The sequence below is a fragment of the Pseudomonas sp. PGPPP4 genome (assembly GCF_002256045.1).
Taxonomy (GTDB): Bacteria; Pseudomonadota; Gammaproteobacteria; order Pseudomonadales; family Pseudomonadaceae; genus Chryseomonas; species Chryseomonas oryzihabitans.
Map to the genome: position 1 here is coordinate 1 of NZ_NKID01000025.1, position 14,224 is coordinate 14,224.

Sequence of the window (14,224 nt, forward strand, 5' to 3'; positions counted from 1 at the left end):
AAAAACTCATGAATTCACGAGTTACTTGTGTTGCTGATAATCTTGCGACATCAGACTTATCTCACAAGCACCCACACGAATTGCTTGATTCAACTTGTTAAAGAGCAGTTGGTTGCGACCGTGTCGCCAACCGAGGCGCGCATTCTACGCTGTCCTCACATCCTGTCAAGCGTTGATTTGAATTTTTTTGTTTCAACTCAACCACTTGCGCTTGCCTGACTGGTCTAGCCAATCTCGGCAACGGGAGGCGAATCCTACAGCATCCTGAGACGCTGTCAACCCCTCCGCTTCATTTCGCTGTCACCCTGAGGTGAGAGCCAAATGGCGAAGAATCCGTGGACCCCTCGCCCGACCCAGACCTAAGTGCTTGATTTTCAAGCCGCTTCAGCGTCTGCGCCGGAATTGGGGCGCATTATAGGGGAGTTTCAGGACAGGTCAACAGTTATTTTACGATTGAGTTGCAGCGGATCAATTCGGCCATGTCCCTGACCGCCTGCTTGAAGCCGACGAAGACTGCCTGGGCCACGATGGCATGGCCGATGTTCAGCTCGTTGATACCCGGCAGCGCCGCGATGGGCTGGACATTATGGTAGTGCAGGCCATGACCGGCATTGACCACCAGCCCGAGGCCGGTGGCGAATTCCACCGCCCTGGTCAGGCGCTGCAGCTCATGGGCCTGCGCTTCCTGGGTCTCGGCTTCGGCATAGCGACCGGTGTGCAACTCGATCACCGGAGCACCGCTGTCCTTGGCCGCCTGGATCTGCTGCAGATCGGGATCTATAAAGAGGGACACTTCCGAAGCGGGCAGTGTGGCGATGGCGTCACGGATGCGCTGCACCTGACCCAGCACATCCAGGCCACCCTCGGTGGTCAGCTCTTCCCGGCGCTCGGGCACCAGGCAGACATGCTCGGGCCGGATCTCCTGGGCGAAGGCCAGCATCTCGGGGGTCAGGGCGACCTCGAGATTCATGCGGGTCTGCAGGAGGTCGCGCAGCAGGCGGACATCCCGCTCCTGGATATGGCGACGGTCCTCGCGCAGGTGCAGGGTGATGCCATCCGCCCCTGCCTCCTCGGCATCCAGCGCCGCCTTGACCGGATCGGGATAGCGGGTACCCCGGGCCTGGCGCAGGGTGGCGACATGATCGATGTTGACGCCCAACAGAACACGACTGAACTCTTTCATGGCTTATTCACTTGGCTTGGCGAACAATTCGCGACTCATCAGGGGTTTGCTGCCCAGGTGCGGCGCCAGGGCCTGGCGCATCAGGCGCTTGGCAGCGCGGACTACGGTGGGATCGTCCCACTCGCCACGCTCCAGTGCCAGGATTTCCGCGCCGGCCAGACAGCCCGGGCGAACTTCGTCGACGGCTTCGAAGCCCTGGTCCGGAATGAAGCGATAGAGGCGCTGGGCGTCGATGGCCTGGCCATCCAGCGCCAGCGACAGCGAGAAGCCGTAGCCCAGCAGGTCGAGCAGGCGCCATTCGAAGGTACGCAGCAGGGGCTCGACCGGTCGCCCCTGGGCGAGGGCCGCCAGGGTCAGACCATAGAGTTCGAAAAGCGCGGGATAGGGATCTTCGGCGGGCAGTAGCCGGACCAGCAGTTCATTCAGATAGAAGCCGCTGAACAGCGCCTGCCCCTGGAGCAGATAGGGCGGCGCCAGGGCCGCCACCTTTTGCAGATTCTTCAGCTCCCCTCGCCCACTGAGCTGAGCCTCGAGGGGAATGAAGGGCCTGGCCAGACTTCCGGAGCGGGAGCGGGCCGCGCGCAACACCGTACGGACCCGGCCGAAGGCGCCGAACACGTCCACCAGCGCACTGCTTTCCCGATAGGGACGCGCATGCAGAACGAACAGCGGCTCGGACGCCTGCATCGCTAGAGGTCGGAATAACCCAGAGAGCGCAGGGCGCGCTCGTCATCGGACCAGCCGCCTTTGACCTTGACCCAGAGGTTGAGCATGACCTTGGCGTCGAACAGGGTTTCCATGTCCTGGCGGGCTTCCTGGCCGATGCGCTTGATGCGCTCGCCGGCCTGGCCGATGAGGATCTTCTTCTGGCCATCGCGCTCGACCAGGATCAGGCCGTGGATGTGCAACACCCCGTTGTCGTACTTGAATTCCTCGATCTCGACGGCAACCTGGTAGGGCAATTCCGCCCCCAGCTGACGCATGATCTTTTCGCGGATCAGCTCGGCCGCGAGGAAACGACTGGATCGGTCGGTGATCTGGTCTTCGGGGAAGAAGTGCTCGCCCTCAGGCAGGCGCTCGGCCACCAGCTCTTCGAGGGCGTCGAGATTGTGGCCGTGCTGGGCGGAGATCGGAATGAGCGTGGCTTCCGGCAATTGCTCCTGCAGCCATTGCAGGTGCGGCAGCATGTCGGCCTTGTCTTCCAGACGATCCAGCTTGTTGACGGCGAGCAGCACCGGGCACTTCACGAAGCGGACCCGCTCCAGCACCATCTGGTCTTCGTCGGTCCAGCGGGTACGATCGACCACGAACACCACGACGTCCACATCGCGCAGGGCGGTAACGGCCGTCTTGTTCATGAAGCGGTTGAGCGCCTTCTGGTTTTCCTTGTGCAGACCGGGGGTATCCACATAGATGGTCTGCACCTCACCCTCGGTCTTGATGCCGAGCATGTTGTGCCGGGTGGTCTGCGGCTTGCGCGAGGTGATGGCCAGCTTCTGCCCGAGGATATGGTTGAGCAGCGTGGACTTGCCGACGTTGGGACGGCCGACGATGGCGACGTAGCCGCACCGCGATGCCTTCAGCTCATCATTCATGACCATTCTCCACGCCCAGGGCGATCAAGGCCGCCGAGGCGGCTATCTGTTCGGCGATACGGCGACTGGCGCCCTGCCCCGTCGTCTTTTCGTTGAGCATGGCGATCTCGCATTCGACAAAGAAGACCCGGCAATGGGGCTCTCCTTCGATGGCGACCACCTCGTAGCGCGGCAGGTCGCACGCCCGCGCCTGGAGAAACTCCTGCAGGCGGGTCTTGGGATCCTTGTTGGTATCCACCGGCGTCAGCTCCCGCAGTTGCGGGCCGAGCCAGGCCATGACCCGATCCTTGGCCGCATCCATGCCGGCATCCAGATAGATGCCGCCGATCAGGGCTTCCATGGCATCGGCAAGAATGGATTCGCGACGGAAGCCGCCGCTCTTCAGCTCACCGGACCCCAGGCGCAGGTAGTCACCCAGCTCGAAGCTGCGCGCCAGCAAGGCCAGGGTCTCGCCTTTCACCAGCTTGGCGCGCAGGCGGGACAGCTGGCCTTCGCGGGCCTGGGGGAAATGATCGTAGAGGGCTTCGCCGATGATGAAGTTGAGGATGGCGTCGCCGAGGAATTCGAGGCGTTCATTGTTGCGACCGGCAAAGCTGCGGTGCGTGAGGGCGAGCAGCATCAGGTCCGGGTCCTTGAAGGTATAACCCAGCCGACGCTCGAGGCGATCTAGAGATAATGTCACGGGAGATTTATACGGAAATCACGATTGAAACGAACGACCAGATCGATGTTGCGGATCAGGTGTTCACGTTTTTCATAGTCGAGGTGGATCTGCAGGTGGTTGCCGTCGGCTTCGACGCGCATGGCCTTTTGCAGATCGAGATCACGGATGTCGTTCACCTGCATACCCTTCCCCACGTAGCTGTAGACGTCGGACACGCTGCGAATCTGGTTATCGGGGTTGTCGCCGATGGATTCGATGACCTTGGTCAGAGCATTGTAGTCCAGGTAATGCGGCACGAGCTTCATGGCCGTACTGGCCAGGAAGGCGATGACGCAGAGTGCGAGCAGACCACCGAGAAACGACAGCCCCTGCTGACGCGACGGACGACCGGACACTCTGCGTTCATTCATCTGATGATACCTACGCGAGACAGGGTGGGCATGCTCTGCAGCTTGGGTTCCGGCCAGCTCAGCCAGACGGCGAAGGCCTTGCCGACGATGTTGCGGTCGGGAACCATGCCGAGCAGGTCACGGGGAATGCTGGGATCGTCCCAGTAGCGACTGTCGTTGGAGTTGTCGCGGTTGTCACCCATCATGAAGTAGTGACCGGCCGGCACCTTCCACTCGTGGTCGGGCTCCATGCGGTAGCGGGTCATCTCTTCGCGGATCAGGTGCTCGGCCTTGCCGAGCTGCTCCTTGAACAGCTTGACGCTGCCCAGGGAACCCGGCTCGTCACCCACCAGTTCCTCGCTGACGCGCTGGCCGTTGATGTACAGCTGCTTGTCGCTGGTATAGCGGATGGTATCGCCCGGCACCCCGATGACGCGCTTGATGTAGTTGACGCTGGGATCGCTGGGATAGCGGAACACCATGACGTCGCCACGCTGCGGATCACCGATCGGGATGACCTTGCGGTCGATCACCGGCAGGCGGATGCCGTAGGCGAATTTGTTCACCAGGATGAAATCGCCCACTTCCAGGGTCGGTTTCATGGAGCCCGAAGGAATCTGGAACGGCTCCACCAGGAAGGATCTCAGGATCAGCACGATGGCCAGGACGGGAAAGAACGACTTCCCGTACTCGACCAGGGCCGGTTCCTTGTTCAACTGCTCCAGTACCGCGGGATCAGGCTCGCTGACCTGCTGCCCGTAGGTCTGGATCGCCTTGCGACGACGCGGTGCGAGCACCAGCAGATCGATGAGTGCCAGGGCGCCGCAGACGGCGACCGCGAGAACCAGCAACAGAGGGAAGTTCCAGGACATGGGCTTCAGCTATCCACCTTGAGCACGGCCAGGAAGGCCTCTTGAGGAATCTCTACGCTACCAACCTGCTTCATGCGCTTCTTGCCCGCCTTCTGCTTTTCCAGCAGCTTGCGCTTACGGGACACGTCACCGCCGTAGCACTTGGCCAGAACGTTCTTGCGCAGCGCCTTGACCGTGGTCCGGGCCACGATCTGACCGCCGATGGCCGCCTGGATCGCCACGTCGAACATCTGCCGCGGGATCAGCTCCTTCATCTTCTCGGTCAGGGCGCGACCCTTGTAGTGCGCCTTGTCGCGATGGACGATCAGCGCCAGGGCATCGACCTTCTCGCCGTTGATGAGGACGTCGAGCTTGACCAGGCTGGCGGCTTCGAAGCGATCGAAGCTGTAGTCCAGCGACGCATAGCCACGGCTCACCGACTTGAGGCGGTCGAAGAAGTCCAGGACCACCTCGTTCATCGGCAGGTCGTAGCTGACCTGCACCTGACTGCTGAGGAACTGCATGTCGCGCTGGACGCCACGCTTCTCGATGCACAGGGTGATGACGTTGCCCAGGTGCTCCTGGGGTACCAGGATGTTGGCGCGCACGATGGGCTCGCGCATCTCGGCGACGGAGGCCAGGTCCGGCAGCTTGGACGGGTTGTCGACATAGATGATGCTGCCATCCTTGAGCACCACCTCGAAGACCACGGTCGGCGCGGTGGTGATGAGGTCGAGATCGTATTCGCGCTCCAGGCGCTCCTGGATGATCTCCATGTGCAGCATGCCGAGGAAGCCGATGCGGAAGCCGAAGCCGAGGGCCTCGGAGCTTTCCGGCTCGTATTGCAGGGCCGCATCGTTGAGGGTCAGCTTCTGCAGGGCTTCGCGGAAGTCCTCGAAGTCGTCGGAACTGACCGGGAAGAGACCGGCGTAGACCTGCGGCTTGACCCGCTGGAAGCCCGGCAGCATGGCCACGTCCGGGGTGGCGCTGAGGGTCAGGGTGTCGCCGACCGGGGCGCCGAGGATTTCCTTGATGCCGGCGATGATGAAGCCCACTTCGCCCGCCTTGAGATCGACCGTCTCGGTGTGCTTGGGCGAGAAGACGCCGACGCTGTCGACCTGGTGCACCTTGCCGGTGGACTTGACCAGGATCTTGTCGCCCTTCTTGACCCGCCCGTGCTTGACGCGCACCAGCGAGACGACGCCCAGGTAGTTGTCGAACCAGGAGTCGATGATCAGCGCCTGCAGGGGCGCGTCAATCTCGCCCTCGGGCGGTGGAATGACCTTGACCAGTTGCTCGAGGACATCGGGTACGCCCATGCCGCTCTTGGCACTGCAGGGCACGGCGTCGGTGGCGTCGATGCCGATGATGTGTTCGATCTCGGCCTTGACCTTGTCCGGCTCGGCCTGAGGCAGGTCCATCTTGTTCAGCACCGGCATGACCTCGAGGCCCTGCTCGATGGCGGTGTAGCAGTTGGCGACCGACTGGGCTTCCACGCCCTGCCCCGCATCCACCACCAGCAGCGCGCCTTCGCAGGCGGCCAGCGAACGGCTGACTTCATAGGTGAAGTCGACGTGGCCGGGGGTGTCGATGAAGTTGAGCTGGTAGGTCTTGCCGTCCTGGGCCTTGTAGTACAGCGTGACGCTGTGGGCCTTGATGGTGATGCCGCGCTCGCGCTCGAGATCCATGGAATCCAGGACCTGGGCCTCCATTTCTCGGTCGCTCAAACCACCACAGATCTGGATGAACCGATCCGCAAGCGTCGACTTGCCGTGATCGATGTGGGCGATGATGGAGAAATTGCGGATATGGCTCAGATCACTCACGAATCAGCACTCGAATAGCCAGCAGCGGAACATCCGCCGGGAAAATAGCGGGGGAGTTTACCTGAATGCGGCAAACAAGGGGACTCGCGCCGTTCGAGCGGACAAAAAGAAGGGGCAGTCGCCTGCCCCTCGCCTTGTCCCCTGCCGTTACTTGCCCGGCAGTTTGAAGGTGATGAAGCTGGCGCGACCCTCACGCACCACGCGCATCGAAATGGAGCGCCCTGCCGGCAGTGCCGAGGTGATCTTCTCGAAGGCGGCGGCGGACTCGATGGGCTGATTGTTCAGATGGGTGATGACGTCGCCCGGACGCAGGCCGATGGCCGCGGCAGGACCGTCGCCACTGAGCTTGTTGATGACCACGCCGCCCTGGATGTCCAGGGTCTTCTTCTGCTCGGCGGTCAGGTTGGCCACGGCGATGCCCAGGCGATTGCTGGCCCGATCGGAGCCACGCTCGCCGCCGGAAGCGGCCTGGTCGTCCTTGGGCATGTCGCCCACGGTGACGCTCAGGTTCTGCCGCTTGCCTTCACGGATGATTTCCATGTCGGCCTTGGCACCTGGCTTGAGGTTGCCGATCAGGTGCGGCAGGTCGGCGGATTCTTCGATCTTCTGGCCATTGACCGAGAGGATGACGTCGCCAACCTTGATGCCGCTCTTGGCTGCGGGACCGTCGTCCAGGGTCTGGGCAACCAGGGCACCGGCCGGACGATCCAGGCCGAAGGATTCGGCAAGATCCTTGTCCACTTCCTGGATGACCACCCCCAGCCAGCCGCGGCTGACCTTGCCTTCGGTCTTCAGCTGATTGGCCACGTTCATGGCGACATCGATCGGAATGGCGAAGGACAGCCCCATGAAGCCACCGGAGCGGGTAAAGATCTGCGAGTTGATCCCGACCACCTCACCCTTGAGGTTGAACAGCGGACCGCCGGAGTTGCCCGGGTTGATAGCCACGTCGGTCTGGATGAAGGGCACATAGCTTTCGTTGGGCAGGCTGCGACCCTTGGCGCTGACGATACCGGCGGTGACCGAGTGATCGAAGCCGAAGGGCGAACCGATGGCCAGGACCCATTCACCGACCTTGAGCTGATCGGAATTGCCCAGTTTGAGGGTGGGCAGGTCCTTGGCGTCGATCTTCAGCAGGGCCACGTCCGTGCGGGGATCCGCGCCGATCAGCTTGGCGGTGTGATCACTGCGGTCGGACAGCCGTACCAGGATCTCGTCGGCATCGGCGACCACATGGTTGTTGGTCAGAATGTAGCCATCGGGCGAGATGATGAAGCCCGAGCCCAGGGACTGGGCCTGCTCCTGCTTGCCACGGGGACCGCGCGGCATCTGCGGGATGCTGCGCTCGAAAAATTCACGGATGCCCGGCGGCAGGCCTTCCAGATCGGGCATGGTCATGGCGCCGGCGCCACGACCTTCGGGAATTTTCTGGCGAGTGCTGATGTTGACGACCGCTGGAGATGCCGCCTCGACCAGGCCGGTGAAATCCGGCAGATCGGCCCGAGCCATGGCCGTCAGTCCCATCAGCCAGAGCCCCATCAGGGCGGCCGTGTAATGCTTTAGATTGCGCATGCGCGTGCAGCTCCACTCTATCCAATGACTTGAACACATCGCTGGCGACCTGCCTGCTCCGCAACGGCGGCACAGTCAGAGACGACTGGCAGCAGAAATAGCACGCCCTTGCTGAACGATAGCTTTCGAAGCATTTTGCGCCCCATCCGGACATCCGGCAGGCCAAAAAAAACGGCGCCCGGAACAGAGTCCGGACGCCGTTTCGAGGTGAAGCCAGCGAATCAACGCTGGGCAGGAGCTTCCTGCTTTTCACCTGCCATCGGCTTGTCAGCCTTGACTTCGGCATTAGCCTTGGTGCTTTCTTCGCTGAAGCTAGCCAGCACGGCCGGGCTACGCGCGGGTTGCGGCACGGTCAGCTGGCTCGGCGCCTGCTGCGCCAGACCCTGGGTGGAGACGTCGGACTGGTTGTACATCCGCACGCCTGCCAGTACCGCGAAGGTCACGGACGCGGCGACCGCGACACGACCCAGGCTCGACCAGCCACTCTTGCGCGCCTGGGCAACGACAGGCGCTGCCGGGGCTGCGACGGCCTCATCACGCTCCAGCGTGCTGGTGACGCCTTTGGCGATATCCAGATTCGGCAGCATGGGCTCACCGCGAATCACGGCGCTGACCATGGCGTAGCGCGACCAGGTGGCGCGCAATTCCGGGTCCTTGCTGACCTCGGCGATGACACGCCGGGTTTCGAATTCGTCCGCTTCGTTATCCATAACAGCGGACAGGGATTCCAGCAGGGCTTCACGACTCATACGTATTACCTCTCTAAAAGCTGTCGCCGCTGTCTATGCATCACGCAGCAGGGGCTGCAATGCTTTGTCTATCGCTTCCCGAGCTCGGAAAATCCGAGACCGGACCGTTCCCACCGGGCATTGCATGACGTTCGCAATGTCCTCGTAGCTGAGGCCTTCGAACTCACGAAGGGTCAGCGCGGTACGCAGATCTTCCGGGAGCTGCTGGATGGTCCGATGCACGGTGGCCTCGATCTCATCCCGCAAAAGGGACCGCTCTGGGGACTCGATATCCTTTAGAGCATGGTCGCCTTCATAAAATTCCGCATCTTCGGCACTGACGTCGCTGTCCGGTGGACGACGACCCCGGGCAACCAGATGGTTCTTTGCCGTGTTGATGGCGATGCGATAGAGCCAGGTGTAGAAAGCACTATCGCCACGGAAGTTCCCGAGCGCGCGATAGGCTTTGATGAAAGCCTCTTGAGCGACGTCCTGGGCTTCCTGGGTATCGTGAACGAAACGCACGATCAGACCGAGAATCTTGTGCTGATACTTGAGCACCAGCAGATCGAAGGCACGCTTGTCGCCGCGCTGTACGCGCTCGACCAGTTGTTGATCCTGCTCCTGGGTGGGCAGGGCTTGCTTGCTGTCCTTGGCTTGCAGCTCGGTATCGTCCTTGCTTTCACTATCGACGCGCGCTGCTAGACTGGGCTGTTGCACGAAAGTTCTCCCCTCCACAGCAGTTGATGAGCGAGCACTAAGATGGCTGCTGATCGCTCCTGGGTGTCACTGAATTAGCTTTGGCAGATGGCCCATTCTCGTCTTGGCATTCCGGCCGCACGGATGAGCAATTATCTGTACATAGACCCCGCCTGACGCCCGCGAGTTCCCTGCCGATCCATCCGATGGCTATGCCGTCAGCCGCCTTGTTCCTATACTCGCCGTCCCGGTGAGAAGGAAACGTCATGGCGCGTCATCTGGAATTCGATGTCCTGGTAATCGGCAGTGGCGCCGCGGGCCTGACGCTCGCGCTCAATCTACCGGCGACGCTGTCCATCGCGGTCTTGAGCAAGGGCGAACTGGCGCATGGTTCGACCTACTGGGCCCAGGGCGGCGTCGCCGCGGTGCTGGACGAAGGCGACACCGTCGAGGCGCACGTGCAGGATACCCTAATCGCGGGCGCCGGACTGTGTGACGAAGGCGCCGTGCGCTTCACCGTCGAGCACAGTCGCGAGGCCATGCAGTGGCTGATCGATCAGGGCGTACCCTTCACCCGCGAGCAGGACGCCGGCAAGGGTGGCCTGGGCTTTCACCTGACCCGCGAAGGCGGCCACAGCCACCGGCGCATCATCCACGCGGCCGATGCCACCGGCATGGCCATCTTCGACACCCTGCTGCGCACCGCCGAAGGCCGACCCAACATCCAGTTGCTCAGCCAGCGGGTGGCGGTGGATCTGATCACCACGGAAAAGCTCGGCCGGCCGGGCGCGCGCTGCCTGGGCGCCTATGTGCTCGACCGGACCAGCGGCCAGGTCGATACCCTGCACGCGCGCTTCACGGTGCTGGCCACCGGCGGCGCCAGCAAGGCCTACCTCTATAGCACCAATCAGGACAGCGCCAGCGGCGACGGCATCGCCATGGCCTGGCGCGCCGGCTGTTCGGTGGCCAACCTGGAATTCAACCAGTTCCACCCCACCTGCCTCTACCACCCCCATGCGCGCAGCTTTCTGATCACCGAAGCCCTGCGTGGCGAAGGCGCCGTCCTGCGCCTGCCGGATGGCGAGCGCTTCATGCCACGCTTCGACCCCCGCGCCGATCTCGCCCCTCGCGACGTGGTGGCGCGCGCCATCGACCACGAGATGAAGCGCCTGGGCATCGACTGCGTCTTTCTCGACATCAGCCACAAGCCGGCGGACTTCGTGCAGGAGCACTTTCCCACGGTCTATCGCCGCTGCCTGGAACTGGGCATCGACATCACCCGGGATCCGATCCCGGTGGTGCCGGCCGCGCACTACACCTGCGGCGGGGTGCGCGTCGACCAGCACGGGCGCGCGGACCTCGGCGGCCTCTATGCCATTGGCGAAACCAGCTGCACCGGTCTGCACGGCGCCAATCGCATGGCCAGCAATTCGCTGCTGGAGTGCTTCGTCTATGCCCGCTCGGCGGCGCTGGACATCCAGGCGCAGGCGGCCGAGATCGCCATGCCGCGCGACCTCCCCGACTGGGACGCCAGCCAGGTGACGGACTCGGACGAAGACGTGGTGATCGCCCACAACTGGGACGAACTGCGCCGCTTCATGTGGGACTATGTCGGCATCGTGCGCACCACCAAGCGGCTGGTGCGCGCCCGCCATCGCATTCGCCTGCTGATGGACGAAATCGACGAGTTCTACAGCAACTACAAGGTCAGTCGTGACCTGATCGAGCTACGCAACCTGGCGCAGGTGGCGGAGTTGATCATCGAGAGCGCCCTCGCCCGCCAGGAGAGTCGCGGTCTGCACTTCACCCTGGACTATCCACAACTCGCCAGCAGCGCCCGGGACACTATTCTGGTGCCGCGAACCGACGCGGAGCGAAGCGAAGCCTGACTCTCAGACGGCGATGAGCGTCCGCGGCGAGGCTGTCGTGGGCGATGCAGAGACTGCGGGTGCGTCTTGCGGCCGGCAGTCGATAGCGCAGGACCACCAGCCGCGGCAGGGCCAGGCTGTCCGGGCGCACCTGGATGGCCTGCCAACCGGTCGCCGGCGACCAGAGTTGCCAGCCCTCGGCGCCATGGCGCAAACCGCGTGGGACCTCTGGACAGCGCTGCTGGAGCTGGCGCTGGCGCACGCGGTGCCAGGACCAGAGCACCAGCAGCGTCAGGAGCGGTTTGAGCGTCCAGGGAATGGCCGCAAGCCAGGGGCAGATCCCCGCGGCGAAGGCGGCCAGGGCATGCAGTCGCAGGAGGCCGGCGGAGGCGCTCCAGCGACATTCGAAGGGCTCAAGCCGGCTGGACACGGTCCAGGATCATGCGCACGATGATCTGCAGATCGGCGTCTTCCGGTTCACCGCGCTGCATGAACCAGTGGAACATGTCCTGATCCTCGCACTCGAGCAGCTTGCGGTAGCGTGCCTGGTCTTCCGCGCCCAGGGAGGCATAGACCTCCTTGACGAAGGGCACCAGCAATACATCCAGTTCCAGCATGCCGCGACGGCTGTGCCAGTACAATCTGTTGAGTTCGGTAGCTTCGGTACTCATGGGGACTCCTGCGACAATCGGCGCAGTATAAGCCCGAAGCGCCCCGCCGCGCAGTGCGCCTGACATTCCCTCCGGGCGCGCCTATGATGAGCGGCTTCACTCGACAGGGAGCTGCAGCCGCAATGGCCGACTCGCCGTATTTCTGCCGCTTGACCCACGAAGGCGTCCTGGCCATCCGCGGGGTCGATGCGACCAAGTTTCTCCAGGGGCAGGTCACCTGCAACCTCAATTATCTCGCTGACGACCAGGCCGGCCTGGGAGGGCGCTGCACGCCCAAGGGACGGCTGGTCTCCAGCTTCCGCATCGTCAAGCAGGCCGACGGCTATCTGCTGGCGATGGCCACGGAGCTGGTCGAGCCGCTGCTGACCGATCTGAAGAAATATGCGGTCTTCTCCAAGTCGGTGCTGACCGACGAAAGCGCGCAATGGCAACGGCTGGGACTCTCGGCCGTCGGCTTCGCCAGCGCCTATCCCGACGTGGCGCTGGGCGAGCAGGCCAATGCCGTGGCGCCGCTCGAGGGCGGCTTCGCCCTGCGGTTGGAGGATAGCCGGGTAGAGACCTGGCGCGCGGTCGACGCAGCGGCGCCGGCGCTGCCGGAGGTGGCGCTCGACGAATGGCTGCTGGCCCAGGTACGGGCTGGCGTGGGCCAGGTGTTCGGCGCGACCCGCGAGCTGTTCGTCCCGCAGATGATCAATCTGCAGGCGCTGGACGGCGTGAGCTTTCGCAAGGGTTGCTACACCGGCCAGGAGATCGTCGCGCGCATGCAGTACCTGGGCAAGCTCAAGCGGCGTCTCTATCGCCTCGCCAGCAGCGAGCAGCCCCCTGCCGTGGGTACTGAGCTGTTCTCTCCGGTGCACGGCAGCAGCGTGGGCGAGGTGGTGCTCGCGGCGGCCAGCCCAGCGGGTTGCGAATTCCTGGCGGTGCTGCAGGGCGATGCCGCCGAGGACGGACGTGTCTCGGTGGGCAGCTCGGACGGGCCAAACTGCCGTTTACTCGATTTGCCCTACTCACTCGATAGCGATCGTGAAATAAAGCGCTGAAGGTTGGGATCGCCTTTATCCGCTCCTCACACAGGTATGTCATGACTCCTCTTGCCGAAAAAGTTGTTCAGGATCTTCTCCACGCGATAGACACCGATCGCGTGGTGCTGCCCACCCTTCCCGAGGTGGCACTGAAGGTCAGAGAAGCGGCCGAAGACCCCAACGTGGGCGTCGCCGAGCTGAGCCGGGTGATCGCCATGGATGCCGCCCTGACGGCGCGCCTGATCAAGGTGGTCAACAGCCCGCTGCTGCGCACCAGCAAGGAGATCACCGATCTGCAGATGGCGGTCGGGCGCCTGGGTATCAACTACACGGCGAATCTGGCCACGGGCCTGGCCATGCAGCAGATGTTCCAGGCCACCAGCGACGCCGTGGATCGCAAGATGCGCGAGGTCTGGAGTCAGGGCACCGAGATCGCTGCGATCAGCCATGCGCTGTGCAAGAAGTACACGCGGCTGATGGCCGACCGCGCCCTGCTCGCCGGCCTGGTGCACCAGATCGGCGTGCTGCCGATACTCACCTATGCCGAAGAACAGGAAGACCTGCTGGCCAACGCCATCACCCTCGACCAGGTGACGGCGCGCATCCATCCGCAGATCGGCGAACGCATTCTCAAGGTCTGGGATTTCCCGGCCGACATCGCCTGCGTACCGCGGGAATATCTGGCACTGGAGCGGCAGCCCGCGGCGGCCGACTATGCCGATATCGTGCAGGTCGCGACCCAGCTGCACGCGCAGCGCCAGGGTCAGCAGGAGATCGCGGTCCAGACGCTGCCCGCCGGTATCCGCCTGGGGCTGAACAATCAGCCGGATCCGGCCCAGGATCAGTCCTTCTGGGACGCGGTGGAACAGTCGCGCACCCTGCTGGGCTGAGCCTAGGCCTGTCTGAAAAGTCGCCGAGCGAAGGTCAGGCAAGGCAAAAATCCGTGAGGAAGCGGAGTTTACGAGTGGTAAATGAGCATTCCGAACGGATTTTTAACGCAGCATGGCCAAGCACAGGCACTTTTGGACAAGGCCTAGGTGTGTAAACCCAGTACGTTATTCAGTGGCAACGGAGCGCGACTGATTGGCGGTTGGTAGTTGAGGCTGGAATGTGGCCTGTGCCAGTTGTAGTGATGCAGCCACGCGGGTAAGTGCTG

At 63.1% G+C, this 14,224-nt stretch carries 16 protein-coding genes; 3 read left to right on the forward strand and 13 right to left on the reverse strand.

Translation table 11 applies throughout. The features are described 5' to 3' along the window. Positions 1-442: 442 nt before the first annotated feature. The 10 genes from pdxJ to rpoE all read right to left on the reverse strand — a co-directional run bounded on the left by pdxJ (position 443) and on the right by rpoE (position 9,444). Positions 443-1,183 carry a pyridoxine 5'-phosphate synthase gene (gene pdxJ / locus CFE50_RS22465; RefSeq protein WP_286737267.1) on the reverse strand — a complete coding sequence of 247 codons (741 nt, stop codon included), beginning with the start codon at positions 1,181-1,183 and terminating at the stop codon, positions 443-445. 3 nt (positions 1,184-1,186) lie between these two features. Further along, a complete protein-coding gene (gene recO, locus CFE50_RS22470; protein WP_027598582.1) occupies positions 1,187-1,870 on the reverse strand; it encodes a DNA repair protein RecO in 684 nt (227 codons plus the stop codon). Positions 1,871-1,872: 2 nt separating this feature from the next. Further along, the gene (gene era, locus CFE50_RS22475) at positions 1,873-2,778 is read right to left on the reverse strand and encodes a GTPase Era (protein ID WP_027598581.1); all 906 of its coding nucleotides are present in this window, start codon (positions 2,776-2,778) and stop codon (positions 1,873-1,875) included. Then, entirely contained in the window at positions 2,771-3,460 is a 690-nt protein-coding gene (gene rnc / locus CFE50_RS22480; RefSeq protein WP_007161997.1) for a ribonuclease III, read from the reverse strand. The genes era and rnc overlap by 8 nt, the downstream gene beginning before the upstream one ends. Continuing rightward, positions 3,457-3,852, reverse strand: coding sequence for a DUF4845 domain-containing protein (locus CFE50_RS22485; RefSeq protein WP_007161996.1), 396 nt, complete (start codon positions 3,850-3,852; stop codon positions 3,457-3,459). Before CFE50_RS22485 ends, rnc begins: the two co-directional genes overlap by 4 nt. Next, positions 3,849-4,703, reverse strand: a complete 855-nt coding sequence (lepB, locus tag CFE50_RS22490; protein WP_286737268.1) for a signal peptidase I — start codon at positions 4,701-4,703, stop codon at positions 3,849-3,851. Before lepB ends, CFE50_RS22485 begins: the two co-directional genes overlap by 4 nt. Before the next feature lie 5 nt (positions 4,704-4,708). Continuing rightward, the gene (gene lepA, locus CFE50_RS22495) at positions 4,709-6,508 is read right to left on the reverse strand and encodes a translation elongation factor 4 (RefSeq protein WP_007161994.1); all 1,800 of its coding nucleotides are present in this window, start codon (positions 6,506-6,508) and stop codon (positions 4,709-4,711) included. Positions 6,509-6,655: 147 nt separating this feature from the next. Further along, entirely contained in the window at positions 6,656-8,080 is a 1,425-nt protein-coding gene (locus CFE50_RS22500; RefSeq protein ID WP_007161993.1) for a DegQ family serine endoprotease, read from the reverse strand. A 221-nt stretch (positions 8,081-8,301) separates the two neighbouring features. After that, positions 8,302-8,829 carry a sigma-E factor negative regulatory protein gene (locus CFE50_RS22505; RefSeq protein WP_286737269.1) on the reverse strand — a complete coding sequence of 176 codons (528 nt, stop codon included), beginning with the start codon at positions 8,827-8,829 and terminating at the stop codon, positions 8,302-8,304. Positions 8,830-8,862: 33 nt separating this feature from the next. Then, complete coding sequence (gene rpoE / locus CFE50_RS22510) at positions 8,863-9,444, reverse strand: RNA polymerase sigma factor RpoE/AlgU (RefSeq protein ID WP_026083736.1); 582 nt, start codon at positions 9,442-9,444, stop codon at positions 8,863-8,865. Between the two features lie 329 nt (positions 9,445-9,773). Here rpoE and nadB point away from each other — a divergent pair, with 329 nt between their 5' ends. Beyond that, positions 9,774-11,396: an L-aspartate oxidase gene (nadB, locus tag CFE50_RS22515; protein WP_286737270.1), complete on the forward strand. Its 1,623-nt coding sequence runs from the start codon at positions 9,774-9,776 to the stop codon at positions 11,394-11,396. Here nadB and CFE50_RS22520 read toward each other — a convergent pair. After that, positions 11,353-11,805: a protein YgfX gene (locus CFE50_RS22520; RefSeq protein WP_241809345.1), complete on the reverse strand. Its 453-nt coding sequence runs from the start codon at positions 11,803-11,805 to the stop codon at positions 11,353-11,355. The genes nadB and CFE50_RS22520 overlap by 44 nt on opposite strands. Then, positions 11,789-12,046, reverse strand: a complete 258-nt coding sequence (locus CFE50_RS22525) for an FAD assembly factor SdhE (protein ID WP_007161988.1) — start codon at positions 12,044-12,046, stop codon at positions 11,789-11,791. Before CFE50_RS22525 ends, CFE50_RS22520 begins: the two co-directional genes overlap by 17 nt. Positions 12,047-12,168: 122 nt before the next feature. Between CFE50_RS22525 and ygfZ the strand changes: the two genes are divergently transcribed. Next, entirely contained in the window at positions 12,169-13,086 is a 918-nt protein-coding gene (gene ygfZ / locus CFE50_RS22530; RefSeq protein ID WP_286737271.1) for a CAF17-like 4Fe-4S cluster assembly/insertion protein YgfZ, read from the forward strand. A gap of 41 nt (positions 13,087-13,127) precedes the next feature. After that, positions 13,128-13,958 carry an HDOD domain-containing protein gene (locus tag CFE50_RS22535; RefSeq protein WP_027598573.1) on the forward strand — a complete coding sequence of 277 codons (831 nt, stop codon included), beginning with the start codon at positions 13,128-13,130 and terminating at the stop codon, positions 13,956-13,958. Positions 13,959-14,101: 143 nt separating this feature from the next. Here the strand turns inward: CFE50_RS22535 and CFE50_RS22540 are convergent. Then, positions 14,102-14,224, reverse strand: a 123-nt coding sequence (locus tag CFE50_RS22540) for an integrase core domain-containing protein (protein WP_286737272.1), incomplete at its 5' end; no start/stop codon positions are given.